At 59.7% G+C, this 18,332-nt stretch carries 15 protein-coding genes; 2 read left to right on the forward strand and 13 right to left on the reverse strand.

All coding sequences use genetic code 11. The features are described from left to right. Positions 1-605: hypothetical protein (locus M1617_03035; protein ID MCL5887262.1), on the forward strand; the 605-nt coding region annotated here is incomplete at its 5' end. A 48-nt stretch (positions 606-653) separates the two neighbouring features. On the opposite strand, the gene rpoZ is transcribed toward M1617_03035, so the two are convergent. The 12 genes from rpoZ to pyrR all read right to left on the reverse strand — a co-directional run bounded on the left by rpoZ (position 654) and on the right by pyrR (position 13,063). Continuing rightward, positions 654-902 carry a DNA-directed RNA polymerase subunit omega gene (gene rpoZ, locus M1617_03040; protein ID MCL5887263.1) on the reverse strand — a complete coding sequence of 83 codons (249 nt, stop codon included), beginning with the start codon at positions 900-902 and terminating at the stop codon, positions 654-656. Positions 903-935: 33 nt separating this feature from the next. Next, positions 936-1,517, reverse strand: coding sequence for a guanylate kinase (gene gmk / locus M1617_03045; GenBank protein ID MCL5887264.1), 582 nt, complete (start codon positions 1,515-1,517; stop codon positions 936-938). A gap of 29 nt (positions 1,518-1,546) precedes the next feature. Beyond that, positions 1,547-1,858: an integration host factor gene (locus M1617_03050; GenBank protein MCL5887265.1), complete on the reverse strand. Its 312-nt coding sequence runs from the start codon at positions 1,856-1,858 to the stop codon at positions 1,547-1,549. 116 nt (positions 1,859-1,974) lie between these two features. After that, entirely contained in the window at positions 1,975-2,553 is a 579-nt protein-coding gene (gene pyrE / locus M1617_03055) for an orotate phosphoribosyltransferase (protein MCL5887266.1), read from the reverse strand. 28 nt (positions 2,554-2,581) lie between these two features. Next, complete coding sequence (gene pyrF / locus M1617_03060; GenBank protein MCL5887267.1) at positions 2,582-3,289, reverse strand: orotidine-5'-phosphate decarboxylase; 708 nt, start codon at positions 3,287-3,289, stop codon at positions 2,582-2,584. Beyond that, positions 3,286-4,260, reverse strand: coding sequence for a dihydroorotate dehydrogenase (locus M1617_03065; protein ID MCL5887268.1), 975 nt, complete (start codon positions 4,258-4,260; stop codon positions 3,286-3,288). Before M1617_03065 ends, pyrF begins: the two co-directional genes overlap by 4 nt. Further along, positions 4,260-5,072 (reverse strand): dihydroorotate dehydrogenase electron transfer subunit, encoded by an 813-nt coding sequence (locus M1617_03070; GenBank protein ID MCL5887269.1) that lies wholly within the window; start codon positions 5,070-5,072, stop codon positions 4,260-4,262. The genes M1617_03065 and M1617_03070 overlap by 1 nt, the downstream gene beginning before the upstream one ends. Next, positions 5,069-9,064 (reverse strand): carbamoyl-phosphate synthase large subunit, encoded by a 3,996-nt coding sequence (gene carB, locus M1617_03075; protein ID MCL5887270.1) that lies wholly within the window; start codon positions 9,062-9,064, stop codon positions 5,069-5,071. Before carB ends, M1617_03070 begins: the two co-directional genes overlap by 4 nt. Further along, complete coding sequence (gene carA / locus M1617_03080; protein MCL5887271.1) at positions 9,064-10,296, reverse strand: glutamine-hydrolyzing carbamoyl-phosphate synthase small subunit; 1,233 nt, start codon at positions 10,294-10,296, stop codon at positions 9,064-9,066. The genes carB and carA overlap by 1 nt, the downstream gene beginning before the upstream one ends. Then, on the reverse strand, positions 10,293-11,588 hold the full coding sequence (locus M1617_03085) for a dihydroorotase (protein MCL5887272.1): 1,296 nt from the start codon (positions 11,586-11,588) through the stop codon (positions 10,293-10,295). Before M1617_03085 ends, carA begins: the two co-directional genes overlap by 4 nt. After that, entirely contained in the window at positions 11,572-12,471 is a 900-nt protein-coding gene (locus M1617_03090; protein MCL5887273.1) for an aspartate carbamoyltransferase catalytic subunit, read from the reverse strand. The genes M1617_03085 and M1617_03090 overlap by 17 nt, the downstream gene beginning before the upstream one ends. A gap of 37 nt (positions 12,472-12,508) precedes the next feature. After that, positions 12,509-13,063 carry a bifunctional pyr operon transcriptional regulator/uracil phosphoribosyltransferase PyrR gene (gene pyrR / locus M1617_03095; GenBank protein MCL5887274.1) on the reverse strand — a complete coding sequence of 185 codons (555 nt, stop codon included), beginning with the start codon at positions 13,061-13,063 and terminating at the stop codon, positions 12,509-12,511. A 222-nt stretch (positions 13,064-13,285) separates the two neighbouring features. Here pyrR and M1617_03100 point away from each other — a divergent pair, with 222 nt between their 5' ends. Then, positions 13,286-15,820 (forward strand): cell wall-binding repeat-containing protein, encoded by a 2,535-nt coding sequence (locus M1617_03100; GenBank protein MCL5887275.1) that lies wholly within the window; start codon positions 13,286-13,288, stop codon positions 15,818-15,820. Between the two features lie 12 nt (positions 15,821-15,832). On the opposite strand, the gene M1617_03105 is transcribed toward M1617_03100, so the two are convergent. Next, on the reverse strand, positions 15,833-18,322 hold the full coding sequence (locus tag M1617_03105) for a PAS domain S-box protein (GenBank protein ID MCL5887276.1): 2,490 nt from the start codon (positions 18,320-18,322) through the stop codon (positions 15,833-15,835). Positions 18,323-18,332: the final 10 nt, after the last annotated feature.

Below are 18,332 nucleotides of genomic sequence, written 5' to 3' on the forward strand. Positions count from 1 at the left end.
CGGTGAAGGGCACGAGTATACCCGCGGCCGAATCCACACAAGGAGGATATCGCACAATGAACGTCTATCGCTGTCGAATCTGTGGTGACACCTACCTGGGCTCACAGGCCCCCTCGCACTGCCCCTTCTGCGGAGCGCATTGGGAACATATCGTCGAGCTTGCGCTGTACCCCGAAGACATCAATCGAGTCGCGACAACCGAAGCCGAGCGTGACGACCTAACTGTGGCCATCGAACTCGAGACAGGCAACGCAAGGTTCTACCTAGCGCTGGCTGCCCGCAAAGACCGTCCCGAACTCGCTAGTGCATACAAGCGACTCGCAAAGATCGAGATGGAGCACTGTGAACTTTTTGCCAAGTTGGCCGGAACCTCGATGCCGAGAGAAATCAAGGAAGCCGGAACCGCCGAGGGTGACTGGTGCGCTAGCATCGAAGAGTCGGAAGCCCGGGAGCTGACTGCGATGAACTTCTACGCGCAGGCAGCCTTACGAGCTACCAACGAGCGGATACGCGAGGTCTTCTCGGCAATCAGTGCGGTAGAAGCCGACCACATCGAGGTTGATCTGGTGTTGGCGAGGATCGCGGCTTGCCCGCCTGCCAAATGAACAGCCGACCGTGATGGTCGGCTGTCAGGTGACTCAGAGTCGAATGTGCTACTTGTAGCTCTCAGCCACTCTCTCGTAGGAAATGTCGCCTGATGCGATCTCAGACATAGCCGAGGAAAGAGGCTTCGTGCTTGTAAGAGCTGCGATTTGCGTCGGCGACATCGAGAGGATGGCGCGATCACGGACACCGTTGATCATGTCGTTGATTTGACGTGCCCTGCGGGCAGAGACGATGCATAGTGTGTATTTCGTATCGACCTTTGCAAGCAGGTCGTCGTATTCGGGCTCGATTACCATGTGTGATTCCGATCCTTTGCTTCTCTAGGGGACTCAGGCGTTCTTCGCCTCAGCCATGATTATACATGCCAAACGGTCGGTCGCACTATCGAGATCGTCGTTCATTACCTCATGATCATACGTGCCAGCAAGTTCCATCTCGCGGATTGCCGTGGCCATGCGGACATCTACCTCCTCCGGAGTCTCGCTACCCCTGGCCAATAGCCGATTCTTTAGCTCGTCCATGGAGGGGGCTTTGACGAAAATCAAGATCGAATCCGGCCTGACTCGTTTGACCTGTTGGGCGCCTTGCGGGTCAATCTCGAGAATCACCTGAACGTTCTGATCGATCTTCTCTTCGACGACCGACCTCAGGGTGCCGTATCGGTTTCCGTGAACCTCTGCCCACTCCAAGAATCCATCTTGGGCGATCTTGTCTTCAAAGGACTGCTCATCGAGGAAGAAGTAGTGGGTTCCCTCGATCTCCCCTGGCCGGGGCTTCCGGGTCGTTGCCGACACTGAAAGCCACAGCTCTGGCATTCTGGCCATCAAGGCGCGCACGAGTGTTCCCTTGCCAGCACCCGATGGACCCGAGACGATGAACAGGTTTCCTTTGGGGTCAATAGAAGCCTGCATCGGGGTATGGGACTCTTTACCGATGGCTCTTATTTGGCGAAGTGATTCATGAGTTGCTCACGCTGACGCGTGCCTAGCCCCTGAACACGACGATTCGCTGAGATGTCTAGCTCTTCCATGAGCTTAGTGGCCTTGGCCTTGCCGAACCCTGGTAGGCTCTCAAGAAGTGCCGAGACCTTCATCCGCGCAACGATGGGGTTGTCTGCGTCCGCCATGACCTTCGCGAACGATAGCTCGCCGCTCTTGATCTTCGTGCGGAGCTCTGCACGCTTCTGGCGGGCCTCAGCGGCCTTCACCAGTGCGGCCTTGCGGTCCGCGTCCGAAAGATTTGGAAGTGCCATAGTTCCTCCTCATCCACTATCAGGCAGGGCAAAATTTTTTGCACCGAAGCTGATTGTAGACATATTCACGTGTCGGTTACAACTAGAAAATATCCGGTCTGACGTGCGTGAATGTTCTACTTAGAAGAAATCCTACGGCTTCCTGGCGAGACAACGGGCTCTCCCTTGGCACACAAGACGCACGAATCCGGCTCCCAAGAGTCGATGTCAAGTTGAAGTATAGGGTACGAGGGTTCCCCGAACAGCTTCTCCCCGCCACGGTCGATCAGTGAAACCACGCCTACTGGCACGCCGTTGGCCTCGCGAACCAGATCGGATACCTCTTTGACGCTTCCACCTGTAGTGATGACGTCCTCCACGATAAGCACCCTAGACCCTTCCGGGACCGAGAAGCCACGCCGGAACGTCATCTTGCCAGCCTCGCGTTCACTGAATATGAAGTCGACGCCTAGGGTTTGCGCCACAGCGAAACCGAAGATGATACCTCCAACGGCAGGTGAAGCCACAAGGTCGACCTCGAGGCCGGAAAGACGCGCCGCAGCCACCTTGGCTAAACGTGTTGTGACTTCAGGATTTTCCAATATTCGGGCGCACTGGACGTAAGTGTCCGAGTGCCGACCACTAGTCAACACGAAATGTCCGTTGTGGATCGCACCCAACTCCTTGAGCGTGTGCAAGACATCCGAGTCACTCATCATCGCATCGTCCATCAAGTCGCCCTCTCTAATCTGTGAACAATCCATCGATTGCTGCAAGTGGGTCCTCGGCCATCGTGATCGGCCTACCGACCACGACATGCGACGCTCCGCTCTCCAAAGCTCGACTGGGAGTCGCCACCCGAACCTGGTCGTCCGATTCGCTTCCGCCCGATGGCCGGACCCCTGGGGTGACCACGAGCGCCTCGGGCCCGAGTATGGCTCTTGCTTGCGCGGCCTCCAGCGGGGAGCACACGATGCCCTGCACGCCGGCGCTCTTGGCGAGCTCGACCAGGAGTTCCACCTGCTGCCCAGAGCCTCTGGTGATCCCGGTCTGGGCCAAGGCTTCTTCCGAGAAACTCGTGAGGACTGACACCGCCAGAACATCTGGAGGGCTGTGACCAGCCTCTGCTGCTCCTTTCGCAGCTCCGCGCACAGCAGCCCGCATCATCTCGGCACCACCAGAGGCATGAACCGTGAACATCCTGACTCCGGTTCTAGCGATCTGGTAGGCAGCGCCTTCGACCTGATGGGGAATGTCGTAAAGCTTGAGGTCGAGAAACACCTCGTATCCCAAAGCATGAAGAGCGTCGACGATAGCGGGTCCTTCGGCGTAGTACAGCGTCATCCCGACCTTCACCCAGCGCGCCTTGGGGCGGATCGCCTCGGCGAGTCTCAGTGCCTCCATGGCGTCGGTGTCCAGGGCGACGATCAGCGAGTCCTGTGTGGATCTCATCTGCTCCCCTCTCCTTCATCACGCCTTGCGGCGGTGTCAGGCGTCCCCGGCATGAGCAGGCCGCCCGTCAGATCAGACACGCGCCCGATGCCCCGGGAAGCGCAGAAGTCTTCGAGTCCGTCGACGATGTGGACAGCCGTTTCCGGATCGACGAAGTTCGAGGTCCCTATCGCGACGGCGGTCGCACCCGCCAGCATGAACTCGACGGCATCCGTTGCCGAGGCGATGCCGCCCATCCCGATGACCGGTATCCCAACTGCCGAGGAAACCTGCCACACCATCCTAAGCGCAATCGGCTTGATGGCGGGACCGGAAAGTCCGCCGACCACGCGCGCGAGCTTGGGTTTGAAGGTACGCGTATCGATGGCCATGCCAAGCAAGGTGTTGATCAGTGAGACCGCATCCGCACCCTCGGCCTCGACCGAGCGCGCGATGGCAGCGACGTCGGTTACGTTGGGCGAGAGCTTCACGATAAGCGTCCGCGAGGTCGCCGCACGCACGGCGCGGGTCACCTCGGCAGCGGCTTCACACGTGGTCCCAAAAGCCATGCCTCCCGCATCAACGTTCGGGCATGAGATGTTGACCTCGTACGCCGAGATGCCCTCTTCCTCGTCAAGGCGACGTACCACGCTGACGTACTCGTCGATGGTGTGGCCGTTGACGTTTACCACAAGCGGCACCTGCGGGAAGCTGCGCCTGTGCCATGCGAGATCGTCGGCGATGAAGCGCTCCGCTCCGGGGTTTTGCAACCCGATGGAGTTGAGCATCCCGCTGGCTGTCTCGGCCATCCTCGGCGAGGGATTGCCCGACCACGGGGATGTCGAGACTCCCTTGGTGACTATGGCGCCGAGACGCGTCAAATCGATGAGGTCGGCGTACTCTTTGCCGCTTCCGAAGGTCCCGCTCGCCGTCATTACTGGGTTGGCCAGCACCAGGTCGCCAATCGCCACGGACATGTCGACTCGATCCATCAGCTCTCACCCCAGATCACATCTTCGGCGTTGAAGACCGGGCCATCCACGCACGCGCGGCGCTGACCTGCGGTCGTCGGCACGACGCACGAGAGGCACGCGCCGATCCCGCAAGCCATCAGACGCTCCAGTGACACCTGGCACCGCACGCCCGCATCGCGAGCCTGGGCCGCTACTGCGCGCTGCATGACCTCGGGGCCGCACGTGTACACGATGTCGACTTCGCCTTCGCCGAGAAGATCGCCCGAAGCCAGCGTCACGAGCCCTTGAGTACCTGCAGAACCGTCATCGGTGCACGACATCACCTGGCAACCGACCTCGCTGAAGAACTCGACGCCGGTCAGGCGCTCGGCGGTGGGCGCACCGTAAGCGAGGGCTACGGTCGACCCCGCGCGAGTCAGCGCTTCGGCAAGCATGCGCAAAGGTGCGACGCCGAGCCCGCCAGCGACAAGCAGTGCGCGCACTGGAGCCTCAGGGATCTCCCACCCTGTGCCGAGCGGCCCGATGATATCCATCCGGTCGCCAGGCTCGGCCAGCGAAAGCTCGCGCGTACCTCGGCCGACAAGTTGATAGATGATCTCGATGCGCTCCTCGTCGGCGGAGTAGACCGAGAGCGGGCGCCTGAGTATGAAGTCACGACCTGTGGCGATCTTGAGGTGGACGAACTGCCCCGGTGCTATCGCCGAAGCCACCTCGGGCGATTCGAAGGTCGCAAGCCACACATCGGCAGAGACGGCTTCGTTGCTCGTGACGACAGCCTCGCGCAGCATGGGCCGGGCCCGCCCGTCGAGTCGATGCTGCTCACACATCATGCATCCGATCGTTTCAAGTCCTGCAGGGCGATGACCGCGAGCCTATCCTGTGTGGCAGCTTCGATCGCGCCGACCAAAGCCTGGGCACCGGCGATCGTCGTGATATTGGTGACCCCGTGCTGGATCGCTGCGGTGCGGATATGGTATCCGTCCGAGCGGGTCTCCTGTCCGAAGGGGGTGTTCACGACTAGCTGGATCTCGTCGTTGACCAGCGCGTCGACTATGTTGGGCCGCCCTTCGTGCTTCTTGAGGACCTCGATCACGGGGACACCTGCAGCACGCAATGTCCGCGCGGTGCCTCGCGTCGACAGGATCTCGAAATCCAGCGCAGCCAGATGGCGGGCGATCGAGACGACCGCACGTTTGTCGCGGTCCGAGACGCTGATGAAGGCCTTGCCGGATGTGGGAAGCGAGTAGTCGAGCGCGAGTTGCGATTTGGCGTACGCCGAAGGGAAATCCTCGGCGATTCCCATGACTTCACCGGTGGACTTCATCTCAGGCCCCAAAACGCTGTCTGATCCGGGGAACCTGCCGAAGGGCATCACGGCTTCTTTGACGCAATAGCGGTCGAGGTCGTTGGCGTCGGCTGGTAGGTCGAGTTCTGAGAGTTTGCGACCGGCCATCACCTGAACGGCGATCTTGGCCAACGGCACGCACGTCGCCTTACTCACGAACGGCACTGTGCGACTGGCACGTGGGTTGACTTCCAGCACGAAGACCGCGGAGTCCTTCACAGCGAACTGTATGTTGATCAAACCTTTGACGCCAAGCGCCAAGGCGAGCGTCTTGGTGTGAACGCGGACCAGAGAGACGATCTCCTCGCTGAGCGAGAAAGGCGGTATACAGCATGCCGAGTCACCCGAGTGGATCCCCGCCTCCTCGATGTGCTCCATCACGCCGCCGATGAAGACGTCTTCGCCGTCACACACTGCATCGACGTCGACCTCGATCGCACCTTCAAGGAACTTGTCGAGGAGCACAGGGTGGTTTGGCGAGATGCTGGTGGCCTCATGCATGTACCGCTCCATGTAAGCCTCAGAGTATGCGATCACCATCCCTCGGCCACCCAACACGTAGCTCGGCCTGACGAGCAGCGGAAAGCCGATTGTGCGAGCGACTTCTAGGGCCTCTTCGTGAGTGCGAGCGGTGCCTGCCGCCGGATACGGGATGCCCAGCTCATCGAGTAGCTGCTGGAATCGCTTGCGGTCCTCAGCAAGATCGATGGCTTCTGGGCCCGTGCCGATCATCGGAACACCTGCTTCGGCGAGTGCGCCCGCCAGCTTCAATGGAGTCTGCCCACCGAAGGTCACGAGCACACCTGCAGGCCTTTCGACTTCGACGATGTCCATGACGTCCTCGAAGGTCAGCGGCTCAAAGTAGAGGCGGTCGCTGGTGTCGTAATCGGTGGAGACCGTCTCGGGGTTGCAGTTGACCATGATGGTCTCGTAGCCCTCCGCCGAAAAGGCGTAGGCAGCGTGGACGCAGCAGTAGTCGAACTCGATCCCCTGGCCGATGCGGTTGGGACCTGCGCCCAAAATCATTATCTTCGGGCGATCCGAAGTCTTCGGGGTCTCGTCCTCGGACTCGTACGTCTTGTAGAAGTACGGGGTGTATGCGGCGAACTCGGCTGCGCAGGTGTCGACCGCCTTGAATGTCGCCTTGACCCCAAGGTCGAGCCTGCGAGTCCTGACCTCAGCCTCAGGTTGGCCCGTAAGCCAACCAATCTGGGCATCACCGAGGCCGTGCTGCTTGGCTTTGCGCATCAGCGGCTCATCGATCACACTCACTCCACCTGCCGAGGCGACCTCACGCTCAACCTCTACCATAGCCTCGATCCTGCGCAAGAACCAAGGGTCGATCTTGGTCAGATGATGGACATCCTCGATCGTGCGGCCTCTTCGGAGTGCCTCTGCGACGTAGTAGATGCGGTCCTCGGTCGGCGTAGCGAGCATGTAGTCGAACTTGTGCTCATCGAAAGAGTCCTTCCCATCAGCACCCATGCCGTACCGGCCGTTCTCCAGAGAGCGCATAGCCTTTCCGAGGGCTTCTTCGAAGGTACGCCCTATAGCCATAGCCTCGCCAACCGACTTCATCTTCGAGGTAAGTCTGACGTCGGAACCTTCGAACTTCTCGAAGGCCCACCGTGGGACCTTCACCACCGTGTAGTCGATACTTGGCTCGAAGGATGCTGGCGTCTCCTTGGTGATGTCGTTGGATATCTCGTCGAGCGAGTATCCAACCGCAAGTTTCGCTGCGAACTTGGCAATCGGAAAACCTGTGGCCTTCGAGGCCAACGCGCTGGAGCGCGAAACCCTTGGATTCATCTCGATGACCACTAACTCGCCGTCTGCAGGGTTCACTGCGAACTGTACGTTGCTGCCTCCGGTCTCAACGCCGATCTCACGCATGATCGCTATCGAGGCATCGCGCATCGTCTGATATTCGCGATCGGTAAGCGTCTGAGCTGGAGCGACGGTGATGGAGTCGCCGGTGTGCACGCCCATCGCGTCGAAGTTCTCGATGCAGTTGCGCATCAGCGGCTCATCGATCACACTCACTCCACCTGCCGAGGCGACCTCACGCTCAACCTCTACCATAGCCTCGATCCTGCGCAAGAACCAAGGGTCGATCTTGGTCAGATGATGGACATCCTCGATCGTGCGGCCTCTTCGGAGTGCCTCTGCGACGTAGTAGATGCGGTCCTCGGTCGGCGTAGCGAGCATGTAGTCGAACTTGTGCTCATCGAAAGAGTCCTTCCCATCAGCACCCATGCCGTACCGGCCGTTCTCCAGAGAGCGCATAGCCTTTCCGAGGGCTTCTTCGAAGGTACGCCCTATAGCCATAGCCTCGCCAACCGACTTCATCTTCGAGGTAAGTCTGACGTCGGAACCTTCGAACTTCTCGAAGGCCCACCGTGGGACCTTCACCACCGTGTAGTCGATACTTGGCTCGAAGGATGCTGGCGTCTCCTTGGTGATGTCGTTGGATATCTCGTCGAGCGAGTATCCAACCGCAAGTTTCGCTGCGAACTTGGCAATCGGAAAACCTGTGGCCTTCGAGGCCAACGCGCTGGAGCGCGAAACCCTTGGATTCATCTCGATGACCACTAACTCGCCGTCTGCAGGGTTCACTGCGAACTGTACGTTGCTGCCTCCGGTCTCAACGCCGATCTCACGCATGATCGCTATCGAGGCATCGCGCATCGTCTGATATTCGCGATCGGTAAGCGTCTGAGCTGGAGCGACGGTGATGGAGTCGCCGGTGTGCACGCCCATCGCGTCGAAGTTCTCGATGCAGCAGACAATGACCACGTTATCGTTGCGATCCCTCATGACTTCCATCTCGAACTCTTTCCACCCCAACACGCTCTCCTCGACGAGCACCTCGCTCGCAGGCGACAGCGCGACGCCCCCGGCAACGATCTCGCGTAGCTCGTCGATGTTGTATGCGATCCCCCCGCCAGCACCTCCCATTGTGAACGATGGACGGATGACAACTGGCAGACCGATGTCGGTCACGATTCTCTCGGCATCGGCGATCGAGTAGGCGTAACCACTGCGAGGCACCTTCAAGCCGATCCGACGCATGGCCTCGGCGAAGAGCTTCCGGTCCTCGCCCTTCTTGATGGCGTCGAGCTTCGCGCCGATGAGCTCGACTCCGTACTTCTCGAGCACGCCGGATTCAGCAAGCGCGACAGCGCAGTTCAGGCCCGTCTGTCCACCGAGGGTCGGCAACAGGGCATCGGGGCGTTCACGTGCTATGACCTTCTCCACGAACTCGGGGGTAACCGGCTCAACGTAGGTCCGGTCGGCCAGTCCGGGGTCGGTCATAATCGTCGCCGGATTGCTGTTCACGAGGACGACCTCGAAACCTTCCTCCTTGAGCACCTTGCATGCCTGGGAGCCAGAGTAGTCGAACTCACACGCCTGACCGATAACGATCGGCCCGGCTCCGATCACGAGGATCTTGTTGATGTCTGTCCGGCGGGGCATCAGGCTCCTTCCATCATCTGCATGAACGAATCGAACAGGTAGCGGGAGTCATGCGGACCGGGCGCGGATTCGGGGTGGTATTGCACCGAGAACGCCGGGTAGTCCAGAAGACGGATCCCCTCCACAGTCATGTCGTTGAGATTGACGTGGGTAAGTTGCACGCGGCCGAACTCTTTGGACGCAACGACCGGTGCCACCCCGGAGGCCACCCAGGCACCGAGGTCCCCGGGATCGTGATCCAGACAGCCGCTGTCTTCGGCGAGCAGAGGTCCGATCGAAGAAAAGTCGACGCAAAAGCCGTGGTTCTGGCTTGTGATCTCAACCTTGCCTGTCAGAAGCTCCATGACAGGTTGATTCCCCCCTCGATGCCCGTACTTGAGCTTGTAGGTCTTGGCTCCCAGCGCCAACGAGAGCATCTGGTGCCCGAGACAGATCCCGAAGATCGGCACCTCACCGAGCAGCTCGCGCAATGTTGAGTACAGATAGTCGACCGCGGCCGGGTCACCGGGGCCATTGGCGAAGAACAGGCCTTCGGGGCCCAGCGCCATCACGTCGGAAGCCGACGTGTCCGGTGGGACAACCGTGACCTCGCATCCCACGGCCTCAAGCCTACGCAGGATGTTGTATTTGATGCCCGAGTCGAAGGCCACGACTCGCCGCCTTTGCCCGACAGGCGAACCCTCTAGCTGAACCTCACGGTCGATGTTATCCGGATGGGTTTCCCACGCAAAGGCCTTCCCTGCCGTCACCTCGGCGACAAGATCCCTGCCGACAAGCCCCGGCGACCCTTGGGCCTTTGCCACCAGAGACGCCGGATCGCTATCCAGCGTCGAAATCACCGAGCGCATCGCTCCGGCCTCGCGGATCCGCTTGGTGAGACTGCGGGTGTCGATGCCCTCCAGGGCAACGACCCCATGACGGATCAGGAAGTCGGGTAGGCTTTCCTGGGCGCGCCAGTTGCTCGGGATGTCGCACATCGAGCGGACCACAAAGCCGCTCGCGAAGACACCGCGCGACTCCATGTCCTCCGCGTTGACCCCGTAGTTGCCTATATGCGGGGAGGTCATCGTGACGATCTGACCAGCGTAGCTGGGGTCTGTCAGAACCTCCTGGTAGCCAGTGAGCGAGGTGTTGAACACAAGCTCGCCGAAAGCCTCGCCCGGTGCACCACACGAGATGCCGCGGAAGACCGTGCCATCCTCCAGCGCCAAAACAGCTTGCTCTCGACTCATAAGCTGACCACCTCTCCAGACCGCAATGCGAATCTTCCGCCGACGATGACTTCGGTGGCCCGCCCCTTCAGGGTCAGGCCGACGAACGGTGAGTTGACTGACTTGCTCTCGAACCTATCAGCCTCGACCTTGACTTCAGCCTCAGGATCGATGATGGTGATGTCCGCATCCGAGCCGGAGGCCATCTTGACTTCCACGAGGCCCAGCGCTGCCCGAGGTGCGATGGCAAGTGCGCGTGCAAACTGACTCCACGACATCTTCTCCGTGGCCACGAGGTTGGTCACCACAAGAGGCACCGCGGTCTCAAGACCTGTGATCCCGAAAGGTGCGAGCTCAAACTCGCGCTCCTTCTCGTGCAGGCCGTGCGGCGCATGGTCGGTGGCCACGCAATCGATCGTCCCATCCAGCAACGCGGCCACCAGCGCTTCTCGGTCGTTGGCAGTGCGTAGCGGCGGATTCATCTTCAGGTAGGTATCGTAGCGACCCGCAAATGCGTTCTCGTCGAGGAACAGGTGGTGCGGTGTGACCTCGGCGCTCACACGGATACCGCGAGCCTTGGCCTGCCTGACCAGCTCAGCGCTACCTGCCGAGGAAAGATGCGCAAGATGTAGCCGGCAGCCGGTGAGCTCGGCGAGCATGATGTCGCGAGCGACGATGACCTCCTCGGCGATCGCGGGCTGACCTGCGAGTCCCATCGAGGTGGAGACCGCACCCTCGTTGACGACGCCGGAGGCAGCCAGGGACTCGTCTTCGCAGTGCGAGATGATAGTCGTCTCGAAAGCCTTCGCGTAATCCATGACCCGGCGAGTCATCCCCGCGCTCTGCACTCCTCGGCCGTCATCGCTGAAAGCCACAGCGCCTTCCGCAAGCATGTCGCCGATCTCGGCGAGCGACTCCCCCTTCTGGCCGGTAGTGCACGCCCCGATCGGATGGACCCGCACGATCGCATCAGCGGCTGCGCGCTCCACGATGAAGCGGACCTTGGCCCCGGAATCGATCGGCGAGACGGTGTTGGGCATCGCGCAGACCGCCGAGAACCCGCCGCGGGCGGCCGCGCGGGCACCGGTGCGGATCGTCTCGAGGTCTTCTCGGCCGGGCTCACGCAGATGCACGTGTAGGTCAACCAGTCCGGGCACCACCACGCGGCCCGTGCAGTCGAGCACCTCGCACCCTGCGGTGTCGAGATCCACGCCGACTTCGGCGATGAGGCCATCCTTGATGAGCACGTCGGCGACCTGATCGAGCTCGACCTGAGGGTCTACCACACGTCCACCTTTAAGAAGCAGATTCAACATCTACACCTCCAAGCAGCAGATACATGACCGCCATTCGGACCGCCACACCGGCAGTGACCTGATCGAGGATCACAGCTCGCGGTGAATCCGCCACCGCCGAGGATATCTCGACACCTCGGTTGATTGGCCCGGGATGCATCACAATGGCCTCAGGTTTCATCGACGCAAGCCGTGCGGAGTTCAGCCCGTAGAATCTGGCGTACTCACGCAAGCTCGGGAATGGCATCCGATCGCTGCGCTCGCTTTGGATTCGCAACATGTACGCCACATCAAGGTCGGGCAGGACTTCATCCAGGGAGTACGAGACCTCTGCGCCGAGCACATCGGGGCGGGATGGCATCAGCGTCGGCGGCGCAACGACCACCACTGACGCTCCCATCAGCCTGAGCGCGGGTATGAGTGAGCCTGCGACCCGCGAGTGTGCGATATCCCCGATGATTCCGACCTTCAGCCCCGCAAGCCGCCCAAGATGGGTGCGCATCGTGAACAGGTCGAGCAGCGCCTGGGTCGGATGCTGATGCTTGCCGTCTCCGCCGTTGACCACGTGCGAATCCATGCACTCCGCAAGTATCTGGGCTGCCCCTGCGTACGCGTGCCTCACGACCACAAGGTCACACGCCATCGCCGAGAGGGTCTTGGCTGTGTCGCGTAGCGACTCACCTTTGACGGTCGCACTCGCAGAGCCTGTCATGTTGATCGCATCCGCGCTCAAGCGTTTCGCTGCGATCTCGAAACTGGTTCGCGTTCGAGTAGAAGGCTCGAGGAACAGATTGATAATCGTGCGACCCCGAAGCGTAGGTAACTTCTTGATCGTGCGCTCGGACACCTCGATGAATGACTCGGCTGTATCGAGGATCTTTGCGATATCCTCGGCAGTCATATCCTGGACCGTCGTGATGTGCTTGCAGCTTAGCAACTCACTGCCCTCCTTCGGCGAGTCCGAGAATCTCCACGGCATCACGTCCATCGACCTCTTCGAGGAACACCTTCACCTGCTCGAGGCTACTGGATGGGACGTTCTTGCCGACGAAATCCGCCCGAATGGGCAGCTCCCTGTGACCACGGTCCACCAACACGGCGAGCCTGATGGTTTTCGGGCGTCCGTAGTCCATGATTGCGTCCATGGCAGCCCGGATCGTCCTGCCGGTGAACAGCACATCGTCGACGAGGATGATGTCACGATCCTGGACCTGGAATGGAATCTCTGTGCGGTGGACCTCGGGGTTGAGGCGCACGCCCACATCGTCGCGGTAGAAGGAGATGTCCAGGGAACCTGTGGGCACCTTGACTCCCTCGATCTGCTCGATGCGCTCCGTCAACCTGGACGCCAGCCTCGCCCCGCGCGTCAGTATCCCCACCACACCGATGGTGCTTGCACCCTTGGTCGATTCGAGGATCTCGTGTGCAATGCGCGTAAGGGAACGGTCGATTGATTCGGAGTCGAGGACCACTGCCTTGGTCACATACTTCATAAAAACGCCTCCTTGCTCGACCGGCAAGAAGGCTCATAGTCCAAGGTCAACCCATCGGGTCGATCCACCGCTATTCTTCCCTTGCCGGCCTCACGGGACCGAACTTAAAGGTCTTTCGATAACCATAACAGCGAAGCACTTGATTGCCAATAGGCATTTGCGACGCCGCGGGATATCATCTAAAGCCGACCACCAAGAATCTGCGTCAGGAAGGCCGTGTCCGTGCAATCCACCCATTACCTTCGCAGAACAATCGCTGCGGGACTATGCCTTGCGCTGTGCTTCGGGGCGATCAACGCTGCTCCCTCGATTGGTCTGTCCGCTTCTGCGGTGCAGGAGCCACCCGGCATCATCGTAATCTACGCCGATGACCACATGTCCCTACAGGACTTCCAGGCACTCGCCGAAGACGGCATTCCCTCCGCATCAGTTGAGGTCCTCAACACCCGGCTGGCCACTGTCGAGCTACCACCTGACGCCAGGCCCAAAGAGGTAATGGAGGCCGTTCGCGACAACCCAGCAGTTCTCGAAGTGGCACGGGACCGATACGTACAGACGCTATCCTCCATGCCGAACGACCCTCGCTATCTCGCTCAACGACACTACCTCGGTCCTACGAATCTCTTCCAACACGCGATCGGAATGGAACGAGTCTGGAGCGCCACGCGAAATCCGGAGCTACCATTCTCCCTCAACCGATTCCGCGAGGGAGCGACCATGGCAGTCGTGGATACCGGAGTCTCACCCTGCTTGCTCGAAGATGCTGGCCGCTACGTTGCCGTACACAACTACATTACCGGAACCTCGGATACGACGGATGATTCACGGAACTCTCATGGCACAGCTGTGGCCAGCGTGATCTCCGCAAACACGAACAATGGATTCAATGTTGCAGGAGTCCTGCATGACTTGGATAGTAGGATCCTTGTGTACAAAGCCCTCAACGCACAAGACCAGGGCAAGGCATCCGACCTGATGGCGGCGATGATGGCAGCCAGTGATCGGGGTGCCCGAATCATCAACGCCTCCTTCGGACACCCAGCCACGATTCAGGATAGTCGCATGGCGACCGCACCTCCGGACCTTGAGATTCGAGAGATGTGGCAGCACGCTATCGACTACTGTACCGCCCGGGGAACGCTGGTAATCGCTGCTAGCGGCAACTACACGGCTCCAGACAGCCATGCCGTCTTTTATCCCGCCGCAGCCAACGGGGTCCTTGCAGTTGGATCCATCAATCCGATGATCGGCACTCGCTCCGGATTTTCCAGCTTTGGGCCAGAGGTAGACGTCGTGGCGCCGGGAGAAGCCGTCTGGGTGAGCCTGCCAAGCGGAGGGAACCGGACTGCACTAGGAACCTCATTTGCAACTCCGCTGGTTTCCGGAGCAGTGGCCTACTTATGGTCTTTGGTCCCGGGGCTCTCGGCAACACAGATGTACTCTCTGATCACGTCCAACGCAGTCGCAACGTACGGGCCGAACCCTGGCCAAGATCCAGAGACAGGGTATGGAAGATTCGATGCATACCGGATATACACCGCGATGCGCGAGACAATCGACGTCCAAGACCCCGTTACGATGGCGGTAGCCCCTGTCTCTGGTAGGCAGGTCCGCCTCACATGGAGTGCCGCCGAAGGCCGCGGGGTATTCTATCGCTTCGGCTACGAGGGTGGCTCGACCTACCAGACCACTAGCCGAGAGGGCCGTCTCGTCCTTCCCTCAGACGGCACCCACACTGTCTGGGTTCGCTCGTACGCTTCGGACCGCTGGGGAGCGGCGGCTCCGACCACCGCGACCGTGACAGTGACTTCAGGATCGCCCGCAGTCAGCGCAGCGCGATATGAAGGCAGAGATCGGTTCAGGACTGCACTCGCTATTAGCCGTGCGTCTCACCCGACGACCGCTTCGGCGATAGTCATCGCTTCAGGTGAGAACTGGCCTGATGGGCTGTCGGGAGGCGTCCTCGCTGCAGTAGCGGATGGTCCGCTTCTGCTCACTCGTTCCAACCGACTTTCTCTCGAAGTCAGAGACGAGATCCTGCGCCTCAATCCCTCCGCTGTCTATATCCTGGGGGGATCGGGAGCGGTCTCCCCCGCCGTCGCAGATGCGGTGCGCAGTCTACCCGGAACCAGAACGGTGACCCGTTTGCACGGCGTCGATCGTTATGAAACCGCCGCGCGGGTGGCTGCGCGAGTGGCTGCGTATAACTCAGGTCAACCACAATTACAGGTCATCCTCGCCTCCGGAGAGACCCACCCAGACGCACTATCTGGCTCCGCCCTAGCGGCAGCCACACGCTCCCCTATACTCTTGACCCGACGCGCGAGCCTGCCTGCTGCTACGGCATCTATCCTTTCGACCCTAAGCCCCACGCGCACCCTCGTCCTGGGCGGCACTGGAGCCATCTCCCGAGATGTGGAACTCCGACTCACCGGATCTTTCCGCCTTGCGGGGACCGATAGATACCACACCTCGCGCATAATCGCTGCGCATGGACTTGCCGGCGCACAGCCGGCCTTTCGGCAAGACGCTTTAGGCTTTAGCACCGGTCGAGCATTTCCAGACGCACTAGCCGCTGGACCTTTCATGGGCGCAAGGCGCACTCCGATACTCTTAGCCGACGGACTCACTGTCCCCCTGTCTGCCTGGTTGACGGGGAGGCCGCCCACGCCGATGAATGTCAGTTTCTTCGGAGGACCAGGGGCCTTCAGCTACTCGCTCGAGCTCGACGTTCGACAGACTCTTTCAAAGAGGTGAGCGTATCGAAGCCTAAGTGTCTTTGCGAACAATAGGCAGGTAGATCTCGAAGGTCGACCCCTTGCCTGGATTGCGAATGGCCTTGATTCTCCCGCCGTGCGCCGCGGTTAGCTCTCGGGCTATGAAGAGACCTAGACCCAAGCCTCCGACTTCGCGAGTGGATGACATATCCCCTTGCACGAAGGAATCGAACATCGATTCGAAATCGTTGGATGGTATACCCAGCCCTTCATCAGAGACCGCGATGACAGCCCATTCGCCGTCTTGACTCAGCGAGACCTCGACCTCGCTGCCGGCGGGAGAGTACTTCACGGCGTTTTCGAGAAGATTCAACAGTACGGTCTCGATCTGATCCGGATCGATGTCGATGCGCGATGGAAATACAGGAAGTGACAACTTCAGGCTATGTGTCGAGTCCTCAAAGTGACGCGTCGAAACCTCGCGGACCAATCGGACAAGATCGATGTTCCGAACTCGGATCTTCTCTTGGTCTACGCGGCGATGTACTGCCGAAAGCAGCTTGTCCACAAGTGCCTGCATCTCGGACGAATTCTGCTTCAGGGCAGCGATCGACTTTGCCCGAGAGCTTGCATCAAGTTCATCCCAGCGATCCAGCAGATCGACATAGCCAGATATCTTTGTGAGTGGGGTGCGCAATTCATGTGAGATCATTGCCGTAAAGTCGCTCTTGAGACGCTCAAAGCGCCGGGCCTCGCTGATATCGCCCTTTACTATGACTACATGTGATGCGGTGCCCGACTCGTCAAGCACTGGCGAGATAGTCACACTCTCTGGATACTCTCTTCCTTCGCGGGTGCGATTTAACACCTCTCCTTGCCATTTCCGACCTTTTCGCACCAACTCCCATGGGTCTCGAAACGCCGGTTCAGAGTACCCTCTCCCGCCAGCGAATATGTTGACCCCTACTGCATCTGCGATGTCAAATCCTGACATCTCTTCGAAAGCAGCGTTGGCCCAGGTTACAGTCCCTTGAGAATCCGTGATGACGATACCGCTGGCCGTTGCATTCAAGGCCGAGCCCTGGAGCAGCAGCATCTCCCGAATCTCGGTATAAGCCAGTGCAACCCCTAGTCGCTCTGCGACCATCTGGATACCCTGGGTAACGACAGGGCTGAAGCTTCCGCCCCGGATCGCGCATGTCACTAGGGCGCCCTTCAGGTGCTGGTCGATCACTATAGGGGCGATCATCACAACCCTGGCTTCAGGAGACAACGATGCGTCACCGTCCGGGTCGATCTCAACGATGCCGTCAGGTGAAAAGGTGACCCAGGTCGCCGAAGACATATCTGACTGATGTGCGAGATGCGCTGCCATCTCTCTCTCGAAATCACGAGCCCCCTTATTTCCAGCGGCTGCAACGATGTTGGCGGAGCCGTCTTCGATTGCAAAGACATAGGTACTAGCCAAGTCCAGCTCCGACACTGCCTGAATGCAGGCTATTCGGAGCATCTCGGGAGCCGGAAGGTTGGACAGTATCGAAAGATCGATGACCCCCATGATCCTCTCGGCTGCCAACATCTGGTTCTTGTCGGTGATGTCGACTCCGAAGCGGATGATTCCCTTGACCGCGCCTTCCTCGTCGAGCATGGGAGCAACTGAGGTTTCCAGCACCCTAATCTCGCCCGAACGCATGCGCCATCTGCTGTTGACGCGTGCGGGCTTTCCAGAGACAAACAATGCCATCTCGAAGGTTCTGGAGTTCACTTGTCTCTCATCGGGAACGAAGATATCGATAAAATCCTTGCCGATGAGTTCCTTCGACAGATAATCCGAAAGTCGCTCCGCCCCTGGGCTGAACAAGATTATGCGACCCTGTGCATCTGTTGCACAGATGAAGATCTCGGCGTTATCTAAGATGGTGTCTTTGAGATCCAAGACCCGCTGAAGCTCGATGGCCCTGTCCTCGCTCAAGCGGACCTCTGAATGCAAGCGGTCAATCAGGTGCTGTTTGGCGTCGATCTGCTCGCTAAGCTCGAGCATAGCGGTTTCAAGGACGGCATTGGATCGTTCAAGCTCTATCTGCTTGTGTTCGAGTTTCTGAACGATGCGTTCAGTGTAAGCTTTCAGCGTCTCGGAATCTTCTCTCTGGAGTGGCTCGCTAATCCGGCCAGCCTGAGCCTCAGAAATCACTGCTTCGACCAACTTCAGCAGATTCTCTGGATCCAGGGGCTTTGCGATGAATGCATCCGCTCCCATTTGGACGGCCAATCGTTCATCGGCAGGATCCAAGTACGATGCCGTTGTGAAAATAACCGGAATCATCGAGAGCGCAGGATCGCGCTTCCACTCCTGAGTCAAGCGAAATCCATCCATCCTGGGCATCAAGATGTCGGTGATGACAACATCGACGGAGTCTGAACGGGCTATGGCGAGCGCCTCAATGCCGTCCTTGGCCGAGACCGTCTGATAGCCGGCTGATTCCAAGATAGTGGCAATCAGTATCCGGCTGGGGGAATCGTCATCGACAACTAGGATCTTCATGCTTATCCTC

The sequence above is a fragment of the Actinomycetota bacterium genome, assembly GCA_023488435.1.
Lineage (GTDB): Bacteria > Actinomycetota > Coriobacteriia > Anaerosomatales > UBA912 > UBA912.